22 protein-coding genes and 1 tRNA gene are annotated in these 20400 nt (G+C 39.9%); 22 read left to right on the forward strand and 1 reads right to left on the reverse strand.

Features of this window, described 5'->3' with window-relative positions; all coding sequences use genetic code 11:
- Positions 1 to 51: 51 nt before the first annotated feature.
- From ACYSNQ_RS17285 to ACYSNQ_RS17305, 5 genes are all read left to right on the forward strand, one after another.
- Positions 52 to 125 (forward strand) — tRNA-Asn (locus ACYSNQ_RS17285).
- A 280-nt stretch (positions 126 to 405) separates the two neighbouring features.
- Positions 406 to 1455 carry an LTA glycolipid anchor biosynthesis glycosyltransferase, IagA/BgsA family gene (locus tag ACYSNQ_RS17290; protein ID WP_426084817.1) on the forward strand — a complete coding sequence of 350 codons (1050 nt, stop codon included), beginning with the start codon at positions 406 to 408 and terminating at the stop codon, positions 1453 to 1455.
- 15 nt (positions 1456 to 1470) lie between these two features.
- A complete protein-coding gene (locus tag ACYSNQ_RS17295) occupies positions 1471 to 2697 on the forward strand; it encodes a glycosyltransferase family 4 protein (protein ID WP_426084818.1) in 1227 nt (408 codons plus the stop codon).
- A 77-nt stretch (positions 2698 to 2774) separates the two neighbouring features.
- Positions 2775 to 3644 carry an NAD(P)-dependent oxidoreductase gene (locus ACYSNQ_RS17300; RefSeq protein WP_426084819.1) on the forward strand — a complete coding sequence of 290 codons (870 nt, stop codon included), beginning with the start codon at positions 2775 to 2777 and terminating at the stop codon, positions 3642 to 3644.
- A 129-nt stretch (positions 3645 to 3773) separates the two neighbouring features.
- On the forward strand, positions 3774 to 4004 hold the full coding sequence (locus ACYSNQ_RS17305) for a YkuJ family protein (protein WP_426084820.1): 231 nt from the start codon (positions 3774 to 3776) through the stop codon (positions 4002 to 4004).
- A gap of 246 nt (positions 4005 to 4250) precedes the next feature.
- On the opposite strand, the gene ACYSNQ_RS17310 is transcribed toward ACYSNQ_RS17305, so the two are convergent.
- Positions 4251 to 5312 carry an NAD(P)H-dependent flavin oxidoreductase gene (locus tag ACYSNQ_RS17310; RefSeq protein WP_426084821.1) on the reverse strand — a complete coding sequence of 354 codons (1062 nt, stop codon included), beginning with the start codon at positions 5310 to 5312 and terminating at the stop codon, positions 4251 to 4253.
- A 272-nt stretch (positions 5313 to 5584) separates the two neighbouring features.
- Between ACYSNQ_RS17310 and fabT the strand changes: the two genes are divergently transcribed.
- The 17 genes from fabT to yqeH all read left to right on the forward strand — a co-directional run bounded on the left by fabT (position 5585) and on the right by yqeH (position 20392).
- Positions 5585 to 6025 carry a fatty acid biosynthesis transcriptional regulator FabT gene (fabT, locus tag ACYSNQ_RS17315; protein ID WP_426084822.1) on the forward strand — a complete coding sequence of 147 codons (441 nt, stop codon included), beginning with the start codon at positions 5585 to 5587 and terminating at the stop codon, positions 6023 to 6025.
- Positions 6026 to 6040: 15 nt separating this feature from the next.
- Positions 6041 to 7009 carry a beta-ketoacyl-ACP synthase III gene (locus ACYSNQ_RS17320; protein ID WP_426084823.1) on the forward strand — a complete coding sequence of 323 codons (969 nt, stop codon included), beginning with the start codon at positions 6041 to 6043 and terminating at the stop codon, positions 7007 to 7009.
- A 155-nt stretch (positions 7010 to 7164) separates the two neighbouring features.
- Positions 7165 to 7392 carry an acyl carrier protein gene (locus ACYSNQ_RS17325; RefSeq protein ID WP_426084824.1) on the forward strand — a complete coding sequence of 76 codons (228 nt, stop codon included), beginning with the start codon at positions 7165 to 7167 and terminating at the stop codon, positions 7390 to 7392.
- 301 nt (positions 7393 to 7693) lie between these two features.
- The gene (fabK, locus tag ACYSNQ_RS17330; protein WP_426084825.1) at positions 7694 to 8650 is read left to right on the forward strand and encodes an enoyl-[acyl-carrier-protein] reductase FabK; all 957 of its coding nucleotides are present in this window, start codon (positions 7694 to 7696) and stop codon (positions 8648 to 8650) included.
- 26 nt (positions 8651 to 8676) lie between these two features.
- A complete protein-coding gene (gene fabD, locus ACYSNQ_RS17335; RefSeq protein ID WP_426084826.1) occupies positions 8677 to 9606 on the forward strand; it encodes an ACP S-malonyltransferase in 930 nt (309 codons plus the stop codon).
- 3 nt (positions 9607 to 9609) lie between these two features.
- Entirely contained in the window at positions 9610 to 10347 is a 738-nt protein-coding gene (fabG, locus tag ACYSNQ_RS17340; protein WP_426084827.1) for a 3-oxoacyl-[acyl-carrier-protein] reductase, read from the forward strand.
- 21 nt (positions 10348 to 10368) lie between these two features.
- Positions 10369 to 11604: a beta-ketoacyl-ACP synthase II gene (fabF, locus tag ACYSNQ_RS17345; RefSeq protein ID WP_426084828.1), complete on the forward strand. Its 1236-nt coding sequence runs from the start codon at positions 10369 to 10371 to the stop codon at positions 11602 to 11604.
- 5 nt (positions 11605 to 11609) lie between these two features.
- Positions 11610 to 12098, forward strand: coding sequence for an acetyl-CoA carboxylase biotin carboxyl carrier protein (gene accB, locus ACYSNQ_RS17350; protein WP_426084829.1), 489 nt, complete (start codon positions 11610 to 11612; stop codon positions 12096 to 12098).
- A gap of 3 nt (positions 12099 to 12101) precedes the next feature.
- Positions 12102 to 12521, forward strand: coding sequence for a 3-hydroxyacyl-ACP dehydratase FabZ (gene fabZ / locus ACYSNQ_RS17355; protein ID WP_426084830.1), 420 nt, complete (start codon positions 12102 to 12104; stop codon positions 12519 to 12521).
- A gap of 6 nt (positions 12522 to 12527) precedes the next feature.
- Positions 12528 to 13895 (forward strand): acetyl-CoA carboxylase biotin carboxylase subunit, encoded by a 1368-nt coding sequence (locus ACYSNQ_RS17360; protein ID WP_426084831.1) that lies wholly within the window; start codon positions 12528 to 12530, stop codon positions 13893 to 13895.
- An 86-nt stretch (positions 13896 to 13981) separates the two neighbouring features.
- Positions 13982 to 14845 carry an acetyl-CoA carboxylase, carboxyltransferase subunit beta gene (gene accD / locus ACYSNQ_RS17365; protein ID WP_426084832.1) on the forward strand — a complete coding sequence of 288 codons (864 nt, stop codon included), beginning with the start codon at positions 13982 to 13984 and terminating at the stop codon, positions 14843 to 14845.
- A gap of 2 nt (positions 14846 to 14847) precedes the next feature.
- Positions 14848 to 15633 (forward strand): acetyl-CoA carboxylase carboxyl transferase subunit alpha, encoded by a 786-nt coding sequence (locus ACYSNQ_RS17370; RefSeq protein ID WP_426084833.1) that lies wholly within the window; start codon positions 14848 to 14850, stop codon positions 15631 to 15633.
- Between the two features lie 266 nt (positions 15634 to 15899).
- On the forward strand, positions 15900 to 16739 hold the full coding sequence (locus ACYSNQ_RS17375) for a transporter substrate-binding domain-containing protein (protein WP_426084834.1): 840 nt from the start codon (positions 15900 to 15902) through the stop codon (positions 16737 to 16739).
- Between the two features lie 15 nt (positions 16740 to 16754).
- Positions 16755 to 17444, forward strand: a complete 690-nt coding sequence (locus ACYSNQ_RS17380; RefSeq protein WP_426084835.1) for an amino acid ABC transporter permease — start codon at positions 16755 to 16757, stop codon at positions 17442 to 17444.
- Positions 17445 to 17456: 12 nt separating this feature from the next.
- On the forward strand, positions 17457 to 18191 hold the full coding sequence (locus tag ACYSNQ_RS17385; RefSeq protein ID WP_426084836.1) for an amino acid ABC transporter ATP-binding protein: 735 nt from the start codon (positions 17457 to 17459) through the stop codon (positions 18189 to 18191).
- A gap of 567 nt (positions 18192 to 18758) precedes the next feature.
- A complete protein-coding gene (locus tag ACYSNQ_RS17390; protein WP_426084837.1) occupies positions 18759 to 19286 on the forward strand; it encodes a YqeG family HAD IIIA-type phosphatase in 528 nt (175 codons plus the stop codon).
- Complete coding sequence (gene yqeH / locus ACYSNQ_RS17395) at positions 19283 to 20392, forward strand: ribosome biogenesis GTPase YqeH (RefSeq protein WP_426084838.1); 1110 nt, start codon at positions 19283 to 19285, stop codon at positions 20390 to 20392. The genes ACYSNQ_RS17390 and yqeH overlap by 4 nt, the downstream gene beginning before the upstream one ends.
- Positions 20393 to 20400: the final 8 nt, after the last annotated feature.

A 20400-nucleotide genomic window follows, 5' to 3' on the forward strand; every position in this document is an offset into this window, starting at 1 on the left:
TTGTAGTGAAGGGTTTCCCTTTGTGAGAGTAGGACGCCGCCGCGCGATTATTCCGGCATAGCTCAGTTGGTAGTAGCGCATGACTGTTAATCATGATGTCGTAGGTTCGAGTCCTACTGCCGGAGTTTTAGCGAAAACCACAGGGTTTTCGCTTTTTTTTTGTCATTAATCTTATATGTGATAGAATCATACTAGTGATAAATATAAGACTTAAATAAATTTGCTTGGTTATCTAACAATTTTGTCATGTTAATTGATAATTTTGGCTTGAAACCTTTGTATTATAAGGTTTTACTCTTTTATCTTATTCAAAAATATGAAACTAAGACTTAAGTTTGACTAAACTTTTTTTGACTTGTGATATAATGTGTTTATTGCAATGACCAGTTTTAGGAGGGAATAACGTTGAAAATATTATTATATTTTGAAGGTGAAAAAATACTAGCTAAATCTGGTATAGGTCGTGCATTGGATCATCAGAAACGTGCACTTTCTGAAGTTGGGATTGAGTATACGTTGGATCCTAATTGTACGGATTATGACATCTTGCACATTAATACGTATGGTATACATAGTCATGGAATGATTAGTAAAGCTCGAAAACTTGGGAAGAAAGTAATCTATCATGCACATTCGACCGAAGAAGATTTTAGAAATTCTTTTGTCGGTTCCAATACTATTTCTCCATTAGTAAAAAAATACTTAGTGAGTTTATATAAAAAGGCTGACTATATTATTACGCCAACCCAATATTCAAAGGAATTACTTCAAGGATATGGTATTACTGTACCGATTTCGGCTATTTCTAATGGAATTGATTTGGAACGCTTTAAGCATTCTGAACAGAAAGAAGAAGCTTTTAGAGCACATTTTAATATAAAAGAAAATGAAAAAGTAATCATTTGTGTTGGTTTATATTTTGAACGTAAAGGAATTATTGATTTTGTTGAAATAGCGAAGCGATTGCCAGAGTACCGTTTCATCTGGTTTGGCTATACACCTATGTATTCCATACCTAAAAATGTCCGGGATATAGTCAAGGGTGAGCATCCTGAAAATGTGGAGTTTCCAGGATACATTAAAGGTGATATTATTGAAGGAGCGTATTCAGCAGCTGATTTGTTTTTCTTTCCATCTCATGAGGAGACTGAAGGGATTGTTATTTTAGAAGCTTTAGCAAGTAAGCAGCAGATATTAGTTCGGGATATCCCAGTATATGCTGGCTGGCTTAAGAAAAATATTAATTGCTATATGGGAAAAACACAAGATGAATTTACTCTTCTCATTCAACAGATTATTAACCATGAACTACCGTCAACTGAAGAAGCCGGCTACGCAACGGCTAAAGAAAAAAGTATTGAAGAAATCGGTCAGGAATTAAAAGAGATTTATAGAAAAGTTGCTGATGTCAACAACAAGAGTGAATCAGTTGTTCATCAAGGCAATAGCTATTAAGTGGAGGGAGAAAAAGTGAAAGTTGGATTTTTTACAGATACTTATTTCCCCCAAATAAGTGGGGTAGCAACATCGATTTATACCTTGAAAGAGGAATTGGAAAGAAATGGGCATGAGGTTTACATTTTTACTACAACAGATCCTAATGCACCAGAATTTGAAGAGGATGTTATTCGGATGCCAAGTGTGCCCTTGGTGTCTTTCAAGGAAAGAAGGCTCGTTGTTCGAGGAATGTGGTATGCTTATCTGATAGCCAAAGAATTAGAGTTGGATTTGATTCATACACATACAGAGTTTGGTTCTGGAATTTTAGGAAAAATGGTTGGGAAAAAGCTAAAGATTCCGGTTATCCATACGTACCATACAATGTATGAGGAATATCTGCATTACATTGCAAAGGGAAAGGTTTTACGCCCAACGCATGTGAAGTATCTTTCTAAAGCCTTTACTAATCATACAACGGGTGTGGTATGCCCAAGTAAACGAGTAATAAATAAACTGCAGGAATATGGAGTCAAATCTCCGATGCGGATTATACCAACAGGAATTGACATTAAAAAATTTGAACGTCCGGATATTACCCGGCAGATGGTTAAGGAACTAAGAGAGGAAATTGGTTTAACTGATGAAAACTTAACCCTTCTTTCTCTTAGCAGAATATCTTATGAAAAAAATATACAAGCAATTTTGACCGGAATGAGCCGGATTATTGAAGAATTTCCTCAAGTTCGTCTGCTTATAGTAGGAAACGGACCTTATTTAGAGTCGTTGAAAACAATGGCCGTAGATTTGGGTATAAAAGAGTATGTTATCTTTATTGGAGAAGTACCAAATGATCAAGTGGCAATTTATTACAAGGCAGCTGACTTTTTTGTCAGTGCTTCAACTTCAGAAACCCAAGGCCTAACTTATACTGAGGCGATAGCTGCTGGTGTACCTTGCATTGTTGAAGGGAATGACTATTTGAATGAACTATTGGATCATCGTTCTTTAGGGATTACTTTTGAGAAGGATGAAGATTTTGCACAAGCTGTAATTGATTATATCTATGAAGATGTGCCTTCTGACCAAGCAATTATTGATAAAAAAATGCACGAAATTTCTGCAGAGTATTTTGGTGAGAAAATGATTGAGTTTTATACAGATACGATTAATTACTATCAAGAGGTTTCGCAAGATAAAAAGGATAGTTTTGTATCGATGGAAAAAATTAAGGTAAAATTTATTTCGTTTAGAAGATAAGAAAAATGTAAAAACCGCTGCATGTAGTATATACTTACATACAGAGGTTTTTATTTTTGTATGAAAGGAATGGAAATATGGGAAAAATTGGATTTATCGGCATAGGAGTTATGGGGCATGCAATAGTTATGAATATGATGAATCATGGGTTAGAGGTAAACGTTTACAATCGTACCAAGAGTAAAGCAGATGATTTGATTACAAATGGGGCACACTGGCAGGAAACTCCAGCGAAGATTGCCGAGAACAGTGAGATTATTTTTACAATGGTGGGCTTTCCAGCAGATGTTGAAGGAGTTTATTTTGGCGAAAATGGTATTTTTCAAGCTGATATTACTGGGAAAATAGTAGTAGATCTTACAACCAGTACTCCTTCTCTAGCTGAGAAAATCGCTAAAGAAGCAAGCAAACTTGGCGGACAAGCATTGGATGCTCCAGTATCTGGTGGAGATTTGGGTGCGAAGAATGGTACGCTGACAATCATGGTAGGAGGAGAGCAATCAGCTTACGACAAGGTAGTCCCTGTATTTGAAGCCTTTGGAAAAACTTATAAGCTGCACGGTGGTGCAGGAAAGGGGCAGCATACAAAGATGGCAAACCAAATTATGATTGCCGGAACAATGACTGGAATGACAGAAATGCTGGTTTATGCGGACAAAGCCGGGCTTAATCTTGAGAAGGTAATCGAGACTCTTGGAGGCGGCAGCGCCTCTAACTGGTCCATGAACAATTATGGTCCTAGAATACTGAGAGCAGATTACTCCCCAGGTTTTTTTGTAAAGCATTTTATAAAGGATTTGAAAATAGCGCTGGATGAAGCAGATAAATTAGGATTGACATTACCCTCTACCAAGCTGGCAGAGGAATTGTATAGCCGTTTAGCAGACGAAGGGTTCGAAAATGATGGAACACAGGCTTTGATTAAACTCTGGTGGAAAAGCAACTAATAACGAAATACTATTTTATTAAGGAACAGCAAAAAAATTGAAAAAATTGACGAAAAATCATGCACGACGGACAATGTTTTGTTACAATGGTACAGGAATGAAACTTAGTTCGCCGAGGGAGGTCAAGTTATGAAGCAATCACAGTTAGTAGCGATCATCAAAAGACTTGAAGCAATGACAGAAGCAAATGACAATGAAATACAAGTTCGTCGTTTTGAACGGGAAGGCGTTGAAAAATGTCTTGTGAACTATGATAAGACGACTGATACTTTTGAACTGACAGAAGCGGATAGTCAGCAAAGCTATCAATTTGACAATATCGATATTGTAGCGATGGAGATTTATGATTTGATCCAATAAGTTATGGTTGAGGATGCATCGTTACCCGTGACTTAATTTAAAGAAAAAAGCCTTGTTGATGTACAATCAAGGCTTTTTTTATTATTCCAAAAGATTCTATATAATTACATGTATAGAATCATCTGCCAGAATGGTGTGCATATTAGAGTACTAATGATTGCAGATGTACTGATTTCACTAAAGTTAGCTGTCAAAAATATTAGTAGTACTAATAGCATTATCTGTTCTTTTACAGTATTTCCCTGACTAAGCCTGTGTAAGCTCAGCAAAAATCTTCCCAACGGTTGTTTGCTCAGTTATTTTATAAGCGTTTGCTCCAGCAAATACTAGGGCATTGTTAGGATCTTTGGTCACTGCATTTAAAAGTGTTTCTGAAATACAGTAGGGAATGGTTTCGCGATCACAATGCTTATAAGACAAACAGCTGCGGCATTTTTCAATAGGAATTTGCTCATGTTTAATTCGTTCTGTGAACTGGTTTTTAATTGCCCGGCCCGGCATTCCGACAGGGCTTTTTATAATCGCAATATCCTCTTTTTTTGCATCGATATAAGCCTGTTTAAATGCATCTGGAGCATCACATTCTTCTGTTGCTACAAAGCGAGTAGCCATCTGTACACCTGCACAGCCTAAATTCATATAATGATCAATATCAGAACGGTTATAGACACCGCCAGCAAAAATAACAGGAATTTTACGGTTGAAATCTTCCCCAAATTGGTTGACAGTCGCAATAATTTGTTGAAGCTCTTCGTCCATGTTATCAATACTTTCTTTGATAGACTCAGCTTTAAAACCTAAATGACCACCAGCTTTTGGTCCTTCCACTACCACGAAATCTGCAGTTTTATTATAACGCTTTTTCCACATGCCCAGCAGTACCTTGGCAGCCTTGTTCGATGAAACAATCGGCGCAATTTTAGTTTTGCTTCCTTCGACAAGTTCGGGAAGATTAATTGGCAGTCCGGCGCCGGAAATAATGACATCCGCCCCGACCTCGACACAGCGTTTTACATAGCGGTCGTATTGAAAACTGGCGGCCATAATATTAAAGCCAACTATTCCGCCTTTAGCAATTTCCTTGGCTTTATCAAATTGTTTTTTTATCGCTGCCATGTTTGCCCGCATTGGTGACTTTTCAAAAACTTCTTCCTGATAGCCAATTTGGGCAGTAGAGAGGATTCCAATTCCGCCTTCTTTGGCAACGGCTCCGGCTAGATTCGCAAGACTTACGCCGATGCCCATCCCGCCTTGTATAACAGGGATTTTCGCGACAAGTTTATCTATCACTAGTGGTTTTAATGTCATGTTGAAGCTCCTTATGCTTATGATTTAAATGGTAAATAGTTTGAACATCAAACTAAAGCTACTATAGACAGTTCTGAAAGAATTGTCAAACCTTTTATTTTTTTAAGCGTATGGATCAATAAAGTTATTTTAAGTTTTATCCTTGATATTGCTAAGTTTCCCTAAAGAAAAAACTAAGAAAATAAAAAAAGGCTTGCAAAAATTTTAAGAATGATATATAGTTTGACTGTCAAATGTTTTGATAATCAAAGTAATTACGGATGGTGTGCAGGATGGAACCAGATTTAGAAACAATAAACGATTATCTAGTGAGTGTCTTCAACGATATTCTGACAATCGAAGAGTCTGAATTGAAAAAATCAAAATTTAATGATTTATCTATTACAGAGATGCATACGATTGAAGCAATCGGAATGTATAAGCGAAAGACTTCTTCTGAGGTTGCCAAAGAGCTGTCTATTACAGTAGGAACTCTAACAGTTGCAATCAATAATTTAGTGAAGAAAGGCTATGTTGAACGTATTCGAAGTGAAGATGATCGCCGCGTTGTAAAGCTTGGCCTAACAAAAAAAGGAAAACTTCTTTATCGTGTTCATCAGCATTTTCACCGGGAAATGGTTAAAAATATTTTGGATGGTATGGATCAAGAAGAAGAACAGGCTTTATTGAAAGCATTGAAGAACCTCCATGATTTTTTACAAGAATACAAGTAAAAACGGAGGGAAAAAATGAGTCAATATGGAAAAATAACTTGTACCGGTAGTTATCTTCCGGCAAAGCAAGTAACAAATGACGAGTTAAGTAAGTTTATGGATACTTCTGATGAATGGATTAGAAGCAGGACAGGGATTCAGTCCCGTCATGTAGTAACAGATGAAAATACTTCGGATCTTTGTACTAAAGCGGCTCAGAATATTTTAAAAAAATCTGGTTATACTGGTGATTCTCTGGATTTTATTATTGTAGCAACCATTACTCCAGATTACCAAATGCCTTCAGTTGCTTGTCAGGTACAGGCTGGAATTAAAGCAGACAATGCTTTTGCCTTTGATATTAGTGCTGCTTGCTCGGGCTTTGTTTACGGATTAAGTCTGGGTGAAAAGATGATTCGAAGCGGCTACAAACGAGGTATTGTTTTAGGCGGCGAAACCTTATCCAAGGTTTTGGACTGGAAGGACCGCAGCAGCGCAGTTTTATTTGGAGACGGTGCTGGGGGCGTGCTGCTCGAAGCTGATGAGAGTCCGCACTTTTTAGCTGAAAAACTTCAATCAGATGGTACACGAGGCGGTTCACTAACTTCTGGTTTCCGTGAAAATAAAAGTCCGTTCTATGATGAATCAACAGAAGAGACAGCCTGGCTAAAAATGAATGGTAGAGCAATCTTTGATTTTACAATGAGTGATGTAGCAAAGAACATTCGTCAAGTGCTGGATGAAAATTCAGTACAGGCTGATTATTTCTTACTCCATCAGGCAAATGTACGAATTATTGATAAGCTAGCCAGAAAGCTAAAAATTCCCAGAGAAAAATTTCTAACGAATATGGATAAGTATGGCAACACTTCTGGAGCCAGTATTCCTATTTTACTGGATGAGGCAGTTACAAATGGAACATTGAAATTGGATTCAACACAAAATGTGGTGTTAACAGGTTTTGGCGGAGGGCTAACATGGGGGACGTTACTCCTAACTTTGTAAAAAACTGTTTACATATATATGAATTCTATTAAAGAGAATGGAACTCAGTATTGATTTTCTTGCTGTTCTTGCAGGTGAGAGCTGTTTTTCATGCATAGAATCTTTAACAGGATTTATGAAAATCAAAAAAACAAAACTTTTGGAGGAATATACACATGGTATTTGAGAAAATTCAAGCAATTATTGTAGAAGAATTAGGAAAAGAGCCTGAAGAAGTAAAAATGGAAACAAACATTCAGGAAGAACTGGATGCTGACAGCTTGGATCTATTCCAAATTATCAATGAGATTGAAGATGCGTTCGATGTAAAGATTGAATCTGAAGAAGGCATTGTAACTGTAAAAGATTTAGTAACATACGTAGAAAAACAACAAAACAGCTAATTTTTAATTGGCTGACTAACAAGTTAAACATAGTTGTGCCAGAAGTGACAAGCTTCAAAAGTTGAGAAGAATATATGAGAATTGTTTTCCAGATCATTGTTGAGTGGACAGATACTTTAATGTCTGCTTACCAGTGAGATTGGCAAACCTCAAGGATTTCTACTTAATTTTGAAGATAGTGCTTCTGGCACGCTGTTTATTTGGATTTTAGAGAAATATGAGGTTGGGTATGGAGCTATATGCCAAACCCACTCGTTACTCGTTTACTGCAATCATTTTTAGATTATGAAGGATGTATTATATGCAATCAAAAATTTGTGAATTATTTGGAATTAAATACCCTATTTTTCAAGGTGGAATGGCTTGGATCGCGGATGCTGAGTTAGCAGCAGCAGTTTCTGAAGCTGGCGGTTTGGGAATCATTGCTGGTGGAAATGCCCCAAAAGAAGTAGTACAAGAAGAAATAAGAAAAATTAAGGCTCTTACGAGTAAGCCTTTTGCTGTAAATATTATGTTATTGTCGCCGTTTGCTGAAGATATCATTGATTTAGTTTGTGAAGAGCAGGTTCCTGTAGTTACAACCGGCGCAGGCAATCCCGGAAAGTACATGGAACGCTTCAAATCACTGGGGATTAAAGTCGTTCCAGTAGTCCCTTCTGTTGCACTAGGAATAAGGATGGAAAAAATCGGAGCAGATGCGGTGATTGTCGAAGGAATGGAAGCTGGCGGGCATATTGGCAAGCTGACAACAATTAGTTTGGTTCCCCAAGTAACCGATGCACTGTCTGTGCCGGTTATTGCAGCTGGCGGGATTGGTGATGGCCGCGGAATGGCTGCAGCTTTCATGCTTGGTGCCGAAGGAATTCAAGTGGGCACACGTTTTCTTGTAGCAAAAGAATGCACCGTTCACGAGAATTACAAACAAAAAATTATCAAAGCAAGAGATATCGATACAGTGGTTACTTGTCAGCATTTTGGTCATCCAGTTAGAGCATTGAAAAATAAATTAACTAGAGAATATGATCAGCTGGAAAAAGAAGAGCTTAAAAATGAGACACCTGATACGCAGAAGTTTGATGAGTTGGGGCAAGGGGCCCTGCGTAAAGCAGTTGTTGATGGTGATGTTGACAACGGTTCTATCATGGCCGGACAAATCGCCGGATTAATAAAAAAAGAAGAAACGGCTAAAGAAATTATTGATTCTTTTGTAAAGGAAGCCAAAGAAGCTTTTAAAATACAGTATCAGCGTTTTAGTTAAGAGTACGCTTGAGAAGGAGAAAGAGAATGAAGACAGCATTTGTATTTAGTGGGCAGGGTGCTCAATATACAGGAATGGGTAAGGAACTTTACGATCAGGAGCCGCTTGTTCGGGACACCTTTACTGAGGCCAGTGAGGTTCTTGGCTACGATATGGCTGAGCTTTGTTTTTCTGATGACGGGCGGCTGAATGAAACGACCTATACCCAGGCAGCTATTCTAACCGTTAGTACGGCGTTCAATAGAGTTCTAGCTGCCAACGGAGCTGTACCAGATGTGGTGGCAGGACTTAGCCTAGGTGAATATAGTGCTCTTGTTGCAAGCGGAGCAATAACGTTTAAGGCAGCAGTTGCTTTGGTTGCCAAGCGCGGGAAGTTTATGACGGAGGCTGCACCGACAGGAACAGGGAAAATGGTTGCTGTAATGAATGCTGACCGTGACCTTATTGAAGACTGCTGCAGACAAGCCTCAACCGTTGGAATTGTTTCCCCGGCTAACTATAATACACCCCAACAGATTGTTATTGGCGGTGAAGTAGAAGCAGTAGATAAAGCCGTTGCCTTGCTGACTGAGCAGGGGGTTAAGCGAACGATTCCTTTGAATGTAAGTGGTCCTTTTCATACGGCTTTGCTGAAGCCGGCATCTGAGAAGCTGGCAAAGGAATTGGAAAAAGTTCCATTTAGCACACCGAAAATTCAAGTAATCAGCAATACGACAGCTGAGGTTATGGCAGCGGATCAGATTAAGCCGCTGCTAACGCAGCAGGTGATGAAGGCGGTTCGTTTTGCTGACAGTATTGAAACAATGAAAAAAATGGGTGTTGTCAGAATTATTGAGGTTGGTCCAGGAAAAACACTGACTGGTTTCATTAGAAAAATTGATAAATCAATCGTAACTGGCCGCGTTGAGGATCAAGCGACATTAACAGAAACTTTAGCACTTTTAAGTGAGGGATAATGGATGGATTTGAAGGGTAAAAATGTATTTGTGACTGGCAGCAGCCGCGGTATCGGGAAAGCAATTGCGCTGACCTTTGCACAGGCAGGTGCTAATATTGTATTGAACGGCAGAGGAGAGATTCCGAAAGAGCTGATTAATGAAATTAAAGCGAACGATGTTGACTGTGTAGGTGTCTGCGGCGACATTTCAGATTATGAAGCGGCTGGTGAAATGATCAATAAAGCTGTTGAAGCATTAGGCTCAATCGACATATTAATTAATAATGCTGGAATCACCAATGACAAGCTGTTGTTGAGAATGTCAGAAGAAGATTTTTCAAAATGTATTGATATTAATTTAGTAGGAACCTTTAATATGACGCAGCATACAGTGAAACGGATGATGAAACAGCGGAGCGGTCGAATCATTAACATGACAAGTGTGGTGGGCTTGATGGGAAATATCGGTCAGGCAAATTACTCAGCCAGTAAAGCTGGAGTTGTGGGTTTTACTAAATCAGTAGCCAGGGAAGTAGCAGCTAGAGGGATTACCTGTAATGCTATTGCACCGGGATTTATCGATACAGAGATGACAGCTGTACTTTCAGATGAAGTTAAGAAAAAAATGAATGAACAAATTCCTTTAAGAAAATACGGTCAGGTCGAAGATGTTGCCAAAGCAGCTGTATTTTTAGCAGAAAGTCCTTATATTACCGGACAAGTGCTAAATATCGACGGCGGTTTAGTAATGCACGGATAAACCAGTTAGGAGGAAGGAAATATGAATCGAGTAGTAATTACTGGGTATGGCGTGGCGTCTCCAATCGGAAATGATGCGTCCACCTTTTTGGAAAGCTTGAAAGAAGGAAGAAACGGGATTGGTCCCATCACTAAGTTTGATGCAGCCGAAACAGGGATTACCTTAGCTGCTGAAGTGAAGGACTTTCCTTTTGATAAATATTTTGTGAAAAAAGACGCGAAACGAATGGATTTATTTTCTCTATATGGAATCTATGCTGCATTGGAAGCAATGGAAATGAGCGGACTGGAAATAGATAACATTGACACAGATCGTTTCGGCGTAATGGTTGGTTCTGGAATTGGCGGTCTTCAAACGATTCAGGATCAGGTTGTGCGAATGCACGATAAAGGTCCGCAGCGTGTAAGTCCTCTGTTTATTCCAATGTCGATTGCTAACATGGCTGCTGGTAATATTGCATTGCGCGTGGGAGCAAAAGGTATCTGTACAGCAGTGGTTACGGCCTGTGCCAGTGCAACGCATTCGATTGGCGAAGCCTTCCGAAATATTAAACATGGTTATTCTGATGTAATTTTAGCTGGTGGAACAGAAGCATCCATCACGGAAATTGGGATTGCTGGTTTTGCTTCACTAACAGCCTTATCGAATGAAACAGATAAGGACAAGGCGTCGATTCCCTTTGATAAAAATCGTAACGGATTTGTCATGGGGGAGGGAGCCGGTGTGTTCATGGTTGAATCGCTGGAGCATGCCCAAAAGCGCGGTGCAGTAATCTTAGGTGAAATTGTTGGTTACGGTGCAAATTGTGATGCGTATCATATGACATCACCAACACCAGACGGCAGCGGAGCAGCAAAAGCAATGAAGCTGGCAATGGCAGAGGCAGGGATTACACCTGAACAAGTTGGTTATATTAACGCACACGGAACGAGTACGCCGCCGAATGACAGTGCAGAATCCAAGGCTATTGAATTGGCGATGGGATCAGCAGCGAAAGATATTCCTGTGAGCAGTACCAAGAGTATGACTGGACATTTACTGGGAGCAGCTGGAGGAATTGAAGGAATTGCTACCTTGAATGCGCTGCAGCATCAGTTTATTCCACCAACCATTGGCTTAACTGAACTGGATGAAGAAGTCACAGTAAACATTGTGGGAAATACAAGTCAGCCTCATAGTTTTGACTATGGTCTAAGTAATTCCTTAGGCTTTGGCGGCCATAATGCAGTTATCTGTTTGAAACGCTGGGAGGATTAGTAATAATGGATATTAACGAAGTAAAGGACCTTTTGGTACAGTTTGACCAATCCAGTTTAACAGAATTTGATTTAAAAGAAGGTTCTTTTGAGCTTTACATGAATAAAAACCAGACATCTTTGAAAGATGTTCGAACATCGGAACAGGGAGTCCAGTCTTCACCAGTACAGCCTCCTGAACAGGTTACAGAAACTCTTGTGCCGGTGCAGGCTAGTGTTCCAGTGGCTGAAAAAACAACAGCTCCTGATTCTGTGGAAGAAATTTTATCTCCATTAGTAGGCGTTGTGTATTTACAGCCAGCACCAGATAAACCAATCTTTAAACAGGTTGGGGACAAGGTGAAGAAGGGCGAGGTTGTATGTATTATTGAGGCTATGAAGCTGATGAACGAAATCACGGCAGCCGTAGACGGAACGATTACAGAGGTTTTGGTTGAAAATGAAGACGTTGTGGAATATAATCAGCCAATATTCAGAATAGCTAAAGGAGAGTAACCAATGAATATACAGGAAATCATGGAAATTATCCCTCATCGGTATCCGTTTTTACTTTTAGACAGGGTGGATGAAATTACTGTTGGTGAACGAGTTGTAGCTGTTAAGAATGTAACAATTAACGAACCCTTTTTCCAAGGGCATTTCCCAACTGAACCGGTTATGCCGGGTGTGCTGATTTTGGAAGCTTTTGGTCAGGCTGGCGCTGTTGCATTGTTGTCAAAGCCTGAATTTAAAGGGAAAACAGCTTACTTTGGTGCCATGGACAAGATTCGCTTCAGGAAAAAAGTGGTTCCTGGTGATACATTAATATTAGAAGTAGAGATCTTGAAAATGAGAGCAACAGCTGGTACAGGTAAAGGAATTGCAAAGGTAAACGGTAAAAAAGTTGCAGAAGCCGAACTAACTTTTATGATTGGATAGATGTCGATGTTTTCAAAAATTTTAATTGCGAACCGTGGAGAAATTGCTGTCCGTATTATTAGAGCCTGCAGAGAACTGGGAATCCGCACAGTTGCGGTTTATTCAGAAGCAGATCAGGATGCAATGCATACACAGCTAGCAGATGAAGCAATTTGTATTGGACCGGCTAAAGCTGCCGATTCTTATCTGAATGTTCAACGGGTTTTAAGTGCAGCTATCGTAACAAATGCAGAAGCAATTCATCCAGGGTTTGGTTTCTTATCAGAGAATAGCCAATTTGCCGCAATGTGTGAAGAATGTAATATCACATTCATCGGACCAAAAGCAGAAACGATAGATGCGATGGGAAATAAAATTAATGCAAGAAAATTGATGATTGAAGCCGATGTTCCTGTAATTCCTGGTAGTGAAGGCGTGATTGCTACTGTAGAGGAAGCATTAACAATTGCTGAGAAAATCGGTTATCCAGTGATGCTCAAAGCTGCTGCTGGCGGAGGAGGCAAAGGGATTCGTAAGGTTCTCAAAAAAGAGGAGCTTCCGGCCCAATTCACTTCCGCTCAGCAAGAAGCAAAAGCAGCTTTTAGTAATGGCGACATGTATATTGAAAAAATTATTTATCCGGCTAGACATATTGAAGTGCAAGTATTAGGGGATAACTACGGTCATGTGATTCATCTGGGAGAAAGAGATTGCTCCCTTCAAAGAAATAATCAAAAAGTGATGGAAGAATCGCCTTCTGTGGTTATTTCAGATGAAAAACGTAAACTGCTGGGAGAGACTGCTGTTCGAGCAGGAAAAGCAGTTGCTTACCAAAATGCAGGGACAATTGAATTTCTGATGGATGATTCTGGTGCATTCTATTTTATGGAAATGAATACACGCATTCAGGTGGAGCATCCAGTAACTGAAATGGTCACCGGCATTGACTTAGTGAAAGCACAATTGAAAATTGCTGCGGGTGAGGAATTAACCATCAAGCAAGAAGATGTACAACTGACGGGTCATGCCATTGAATGCCGAATTAATGCTGAGGACCCAGCATTCAATTTTGCTCCTGCACCCGGAACAATTAATAATCTGCTCCTGCCAAGCGGCGGCATGGGATTGAGAGTAGATAGCGCAATGTATACAGGTTATAAGATTCCGCCGTATTATGATTCAATGATTGCTAAAATTATCGTCCACGGTGAAAATCGCTTTGATGCATTTATGAAAATGCAGCGGGCACTGAACGAATTGGTTACAGACGGATTGACAACTAATGCAGAATTTCAGTTGGATTTGATTACCCATGGAAGTGTTCTTGCAGGAGACTATGACACCAGCTTTTTACAGGAAACCTTTCTACCATCTTGGGAGCCTGAATCTGATTAGTAAAATAGAATCTGGAAGTAGAGGACAATAACCCTCCAAAATGAAGAGCCTGGACAGGTTCGTCGAAAGGATAAAGGAGTAGAGAGATGGCTTTATTCAAAAAGAAAAACTACATTCGCATCAATCCTAATCGTGGTATTGATGCTGATAATAAAAAGCCTGCTGTTCCGGATAACATGTGGGCCAAGTGTCCATGCTGTAAACAGACACTTTACACAAAAGATATGGGCCCCGAGAAGGTCTGTCCTTATTGTGGATACAGCTTTAGAATCAATGCGTGGGAACGGCTGCTGCTTACAGTAGACGAAAAAAGCTTCAGTGAATGGGATACAGACATTGAGACTGACGACCCGCTAAATTTTCCCGGATACAAAGAAAAGGTTGCAGCGATGCAGGAGAAAACTAATCTCCATGAGGCAGTCTTGACTGGCAAGGCTGAAATAGAAGGCTTTACAACAGCAATTGCTGTGATGGATGCCAATTTTATCATGGGAAGCATGGGAACTGTTGTTGGTGAGAAAATTACTCGGCTGTTTGAACGGGCAACAGCTGAAAAACTGCCAGTAGTCATTTTTACAGCTTCAGGTGGAGCACGCATGCAGGAAGGCATCATGTCTTTAATGCAGATGGCAAAAATTTCTGCAGCGCTGAAACGTCATAGTAATGCCGGACTATTGTATATTACAGTCTTGACTGATCCAACAACCGGCGGGGTTACAGCCAGCTTTGCAATGGATGGAGATATTATTCTGGCAGAGCCTCAAAGTTTGATTGGTTTTGCTGGACGTAGAGTTATTGAACAAACGATTCGTCAAGAGCTGCCTGAAGATTTTCAAAAAGCAGAATTCTTATTAAGCCATGGCTTCGTTGATAGAATTGTGCCGAGAAATCAACTGAAGGAAGTACTAAAATCATTGTTGATGATACATGCAGCAGAGGGGTGGACGTAGAAGTGGAAAGAACAGCTAATGAAATTGTGACGCTGGCCAGATCTCAAGAGCGCTTCACCTCGTTGGAATATATTGATGCAGTTTTTGACCAGTTTATTGAATTTCATGGGGACCGCTATTTTGGTGATGATTTAGCAGTTGTCGGCGGAATTGCGTTGCTTGGAGGAAAACCGGTTACGGTAATCGGTATTCAGAAAGGCAGAAATCTTCCAGAGAACATTGACCGAAATTTTGGCGCTCCTCATCCAGAAGGGTATCGAAAAGCTCTACGTCTAATGAAACAGGCTGAAAAATTCAATCGCCCAGTAATAACCTTTATTAATACTGCAGGTGCTTATTGCGGTATTGGCGCAGAAGAACGTGGCGAAGGTGAAGCAATCGCAAGAAATCTACTGGACATGTCCGATTTGAATGTTCCAATAATCTCTATCATCATTGGCGAAGGTGGCAGCGGTGGTGCGTTGGCTTTAGCAGTCGCCGATGAAGTCTGGATGCTGGAGCATACGATTTATGCTATTTTATCTCCAGAAGGCTTTGCTTCTATTTTATGGAAAGACGGCAGCCGGGCGAAGGAAGCAGCGGAGTTAATGAAAATTACAGCTAAGGAACTAAAGGAACTGACAGTAATTGACAAAATCATACCGGAAGAGATGAATGGAGAACTGCTGGAGCAGCCAAAAATTAACCGAATGATTGAAAAAGCTCTTATTAGTAAGCTTGCAGAGCTGTCGCGGCTCTCCAAAGAAGAACTGATTGAACAGAGATATCAGAGGTTCCGCAAATTTTAGAAGACAGAAATGAATACGTTAGAGATTGTCGTGAGACTCATAGAGTTTTACCGCAATCTTTTTTGCTGTCTGAAGATTTTCTGAAAAACAATGTCTAGTAAAAAAATGGTAATATTCATAAATTGTGTATAAAAATTGTTGATATAAGCGTATTTTTATTTAAATATGAATAAATTATCAAAAATATGATTAAAATGGATGATTTTTCATTTTCAATATGGTATGATGTTTTCAATCAATCTTTAAAAAATGAAGGAGTGCTAATTATGAAAAAAATGAAAACAGCGATAATTGCAGTAATTGCTGCTGGAGTATTAACAGCCTGTGGTAGTAATAATGAAGGAACAAAGGATTCTGGAAGCGGAAAAACAGAAAATGCTTTAGAGAAAATTCAGGAAAAGGGAACGCTGATGGTGGGAACATCCGCAGATTTTGCTCCTTTCGAATTTAAGACACTGGTGGATGGAAAAGATACAATTGTGGGATCAGATATAGAAATGGTTAAGGCAATTGGAGATAAGCTGGGTGTGAAGGTAGAATTTATGGATATGCAGTTTGATGCAGTACTGGTTGCTTTGCAGCAAAATAAAGTAGACATTGCAGTATCGGGAATTTCTGCAACAGCTGAGCGTAAAGAATCGTTTGACTTTTCTACCCCATATTATAATCCGCCGCAAAAAATAGTTATTAATAAGAAAAATCAAGCGACCTATACATCTATTGAATCGCTAAACGGGAAAAAGGTTGGTGCTCAGAAAGGGTCCATCCAAGAAGGAGTTGTAGAGACACAGCTGCCTGATGCACAAAAAGTTTCTATTCCTCGAGTACCTAATTTGATTGTTGAGCTGAATCAGGGATCGATTGATGCATTAGTACTGGAAGAAACAATTGCAGAATCATATATTAATCAAAATCCCGATTTAATGTTCGCAGATATCGAGCTTACGTCAAATGAAGATGAAGCATTTGCTATTGCTTTGCCAAAAGGCGAGGATGAACTAAAAGAAGAAATTGACAAGATCATCGCTGAAATGACAAAAGACGGTTCTATTGATAAATATGTGAAGGAAGCTATGGAGCTGGCTGATAAAAATACAGAAGAATAAAATGGAGGACAGAAAATGAATTTTTCTTTTCTGGGAACATACGGACAATACTTTATTTCCGGAGCTGGTGTAACAATTATTATCTCTCTAGTTACGGTATTTTTTGGCACACTACTGGGAGTGGGCGTCGCCCTGCTAAAGCTGTCAAAAATACCGCCCCTGCGCTGGCTGGCTAATATTTATATCGAAATATTAAGAGGAACCCCAATGCTGATTCAAGTGTTAATCGGCTTTGGCTTACTGCAGAATTTATTTCCATCTGTTAATATCCCTATCGGAATATTGACCATTGATTTTGGACGGCTGGCACCGGGGATGATTGTTTTATCATTGAACTCAGGTGCTTATGTGGCTGAAATTGTTCGGGCTGGGATAACGGCGGTTAATATTGGTCAAACAGAAGCAGCACATTCATTAGGATTGCCACCCCTTCAAACTATGCGGTACGTGATTCTGCCTCAAGCCCTACGGAATATTCTGCCAGCTCTGGGCAATGAGTTTATCATTTTAATCAAAGATTCCTCACTACTGTCAATTATTGGAATTAATGAATTGCTGAGCAGCGCACAGACCGTTATTTCCAGTACGTATATTCCTTTAGAGCCATACTATGTAGCAGCGGCAATCTATTTTGTTATGACATTTCTCACATCGAGAGGGCTGGCAGCATTTGAGAAAAGATTAGGAAAAGGCTATCAGCGCTAGGAGGAGTAGGGAATGACTGGAAAATTACTGGAAGTAACAGATTTGCATAAATCATTTGGCAAAAATGAAGTTTTAAAAGGTGTTTCAACAGATGTAAAAAAAGGGGAAGTACTGGTTATTATTGGTCCTTCCGGCTCAGGAAAAAGTACCTTCCTGCGCTGTTTAAATTTACTGGAAAGACCTACAGAAGGACGGATTACGTTCGAGGGTGTTGATATTACAGATAAAAAAATTAATATTTTCGAGATGCGGGAAAAAATGGGTATGGTTTTCCAGCAGTTCAATTTATTTCCTAATATGACTGTGATGAAAAATATAACTCTGTCGCCTTTAAAAGTTAAGAAGATGTCTGAAGCAGCAGCAGAGCAGACAGCAATGGATCTGCTGGAAAAGGTAGGGCTGAAGGATAAGGCCACTGCGTACCCCCAATCCTTATCAGGAGGCCAGCAGCAGCGGATTGCCATCGCCAGAGCATTAGCAATGCAGCCGGATGTCATGCTCTTTGATGAGCCGACCTCAGCGCTTGATCCGGAAATGGTTGGAGAGGTCTTGAGCGTCATGCAGCAGTTGGCCAAAGATGGAATGACGATGGTTATTGTTACCCATGAAATGGGGTTTGCCAAAGAAGTAGGAGATCGAGTGATTTTTATGGATGAAGGAATTATTATGGAAGAAAATACTCCAGCTGAGCTTTTTGGAAATCCGCAGCATCCACGGACAATTGATTTTCTTTCTAAAATACTTTAAAAATAAAGGAATAACAGACAGATTCTAGCTGCTGTTCCTTAATTGGAATAAGAAGTTCGTTACTGAACAAGCCCGTTCAGTAACGTTTTTTTGTAGTTTCCTGTTCTTCGAAATCAATCATTAAGTATTGGCAGCTTAGAGGATCAACGGAAAAGAAAACGGATAGGAAGCTGCAAAGAAAGCTTCCTATCACACTGTTGGAAGTGAAGCTGATTCTAAACAAGAGAGAATTGTCAGGACGTGAGCTACTTTTAAATGCCTTGTTGTTTGAAAGAGTTGTACAAAGAGCTGTATACGTATGATAGAAGTTTTCTGATAGTATTTTGGAAATACTGGTTTTTTTACTTGAAATACGCTATAATATTGGGTTGAGTGGTGGGACAACGGATGGAAAAGTTTGTCCTGCCTTTTCAATCATCATTTATAAATAAGAATCTAATAATCGATACTGTTTGAGTGTTTAAAAATAGGCTCTTATCAGCTTGAGACGCAGGGGAATCGAATGACAGAAAGAAAGTACCGCTGTATGATTTTTGCGTTCAGTGATTATGATTAAAAGGAGAATGTATGTTTTCAAAGTTTAAGCCAACATGGATGGTGGATGCAATTTATAAAGTAACGCCGGCTCAGTTAAAGGAACTGGGATTTAAGGCTGTATTGACGGATTTAGATAATACACTGATAGCCTGGAATAATCCGGATGGAACAGAAGAACTGCTGGAATGGATTGAAGAAATGAAACAAGCTGGTCTGCCAGTCGTGGTCATTTCTAATAATAAAGACAGCCGTATCAAAAGAGCTGTTGAGAAATTTGAGCTGGAATATGTTGCACGGGCACTGAAGCCTCTGACAAAAGGGTTTAAAGAAGCTCAGGACAAACTGGGAATGAAGCCGGAAGAACTAGTAATGGTTGGTGACCAGATTATGACCGATATCCGGGGTGCAAACGCTGCAGGTATTCGCAACATTTTAGTTCGGCCTATTGTGGATACGGATGGTTGGAATACACGAATTAATCGTTTCTTTGAAAGAAAAATAATGAAGCATTTAGAGAAAAAACATCCTGATATGGTATGGAAGGGCGGATTAGAATGAGCGAAGCAGTTCATTGTATTGGCTGCGGGGCTGTAATTCAGACCGAACACCCGGAAGAACTGGGTTACACGCCAAAAGCGGCATTTGAAAAAGGATTGGAAACTGGCGAAGTATACTGTCAGCGTTGTTTCCGTTTGAGGCATTATAATGATATTCAGGACGTTAAACTGACAGACGATGACTTTCTGCGTTTGCTGAATGAATTGGGACGTGAGGATGCACTGATTGTTAATGTCGTGGATATTTTTGATTTCAACGGTTCATTAATTCCGGGACTGCATCGATTTATCGGTGACAATCCTGTATTACTAGTTGGAAATAAAAAAGATATTTTACCCAAGTCTTTGAAAAAAGGCAAATTGATTCAATGGATGAAGGAGCGGGCTCACGAACAAGGGCTTCGACCAACAGAGGTTCTACTGACCAGCGCTAAAAAGGCACATGAAATGGATGAGCTGCTTGAAACAATTGAAAAGCATCGTGACGGCCGGGATGTTTACGTGGTTGGCGTGACGAATGTTGGGAAATCAACCTTGATTAATCAGATTATTAAGCAAACGGCTGGAGTAAAGGATGTCATTACGACTTCACAGTTTCCGGGAACGACACTGGATAAGATTGAGATTCCTTTGGACGACGGGCATTTTCTAATTGATACACCGGGAATTATTCATCGTCACCAAATGGCCCATTATCTTGGAAAAAAGGACTTAAAGCTGATTGCCCCTCAAAAAGAAATCAAGCCTAAAATTTATCAGTTGAATTCAGAGCAGACGTTGTTCTTAGGTGGATTAGCCCGTTTTGATTTTATCCAAGGAGAACGAAGTTCGTTTGTTGTTTATGCCTCGAACGATTTGATGATCCATCGGACGAAGCTTGCGACAGCAGATCAATTTTATGAAAAGCATGTGGGCGGGCTGCTGCAGCCCCCAAGACCAGATGAAGCAGACGAATTTCCAGAACTGGTGCGGTTTGAATTTTCTATTAAAGAAAAGACGGACATTGTTTTTGCCGGGTTAGGCTGGATTACTGTTCAGTCGTCAGGAGTAGTTGCCGGCTGGGCACCTAAAGGCGTAGAAGTGCTGCGGAGAAAAGCGTTGATATAGTTCCAGCT

It is taken from the genome of Enterococcus sp. LJL51, from assembly GCF_054871795.1.

Bases quoted from the DNA above. Each gene is read 5' to 3' on its own strand.
- ACYSNQ_RS17385 (WP_426084836.1), top strand. From the start codon at position 17,457: ATGACTGGAAAATTACTGGAAGTAACAGATTTGCATAAATCATTTGGC.
- ACYSNQ_RS17360 (WP_426084831.1), top strand. From the start codon at position 12,528: ATGTTTTCAAAAATTTTAATTGCGAACCGTGGAGAAATTGCTGTCCGT.
- ACYSNQ_RS17320 (WP_426084823.1), top strand. From the start codon at position 6,041: ATGAGTCAATATGGAAAAATAACTTGTACCGGTAGTTATCTTCCGGCA.
- ACYSNQ_RS17375 (WP_426084834.1), top strand. From the start codon at position 15,900: ATGAAAAAAATGAAAACAGCGATAATTGCAGTAATTGCTGCTGGAGTA.
- fabT (WP_426084822.1), top strand. From the start codon at position 5,585: ATGGAACCAGATTTAGAAACAATAAACGATTATCTAGTGAGTGTCTTC.
- ACYSNQ_RS17390 (WP_426084837.1), top strand. From the start codon at position 18,759: ATGTTTTCAAAGTTTAAGCCAACATGGATGGTGGATGCAATTTATAAA.
- fabG (WP_426084827.1), top strand. From the start codon at position 9,610: ATGGATTTGAAGGGTAAAAATGTATTTGTGACTGGCAGCAGCCGCGGT.
- fabZ (WP_426084830.1), top strand. From the start codon at position 12,102: ATGAATATACAGGAAATCATGGAAATTATCCCTCATCGGTATCCGTTT.
- fabF (WP_426084828.1), top strand. From the start codon at position 10,369: ATGAATCGAGTAGTAATTACTGGGTATGGCGTGGCGTCTCCAATCGGA.
- ACYSNQ_RS17325 (WP_426084824.1), top strand. From the start codon at position 7,165: ATGGTATTTGAGAAAATTCAAGCAATTATTGTAGAAGAATTAGGAAAA.
- accB (WP_426084829.1), top strand. From the start codon at position 11,610: ATGGATATTAACGAAGTAAAGGACCTTTTGGTACAGTTTGACCAATCC.
- ACYSNQ_RS17310 (WP_426084821.1), bottom strand. From the start codon at position 5,312: ATGACATTAAAACCACTAGTGATAGATAAACTTGTCGCGAAAATCCCT.
- yqeH (WP_426084838.1), top strand. From the start codon at position 19,283: ATGAGCGAAGCAGTTCATTGTATTGGCTGCGGGGCTGTAATTCAGACC.
- accD (WP_426084832.1), top strand. From the start codon at position 13,982: ATGGCTTTATTCAAAAAGAAAAACTACATTCGCATCAATCCTAATCGT.
- fabK (WP_426084825.1), top strand. From the start codon at position 7,694: ATGCAATCAAAAATTTGTGAATTATTTGGAATTAAATACCCTATTTTT.
- fabD (WP_426084826.1), top strand. From the start codon at position 8,677: ATGAAGACAGCATTTGTATTTAGTGGGCAGGGTGCTCAATATACAGGA.
- ACYSNQ_RS17380 (WP_426084835.1), top strand. From the start codon at position 16,755: ATGAATTTTTCTTTTCTGGGAACATACGGACAATACTTTATTTCCGGA.
- ACYSNQ_RS17305 (WP_426084820.1), top strand. From the start codon at position 3,774: ATGAAGCAATCACAGTTAGTAGCGATCATCAAAAGACTTGAAGCAATG.
- ACYSNQ_RS17300 (WP_426084819.1), top strand. From the start codon at position 2,775: ATGGGAAAAATTGGATTTATCGGCATAGGAGTTATGGGGCATGCAATA.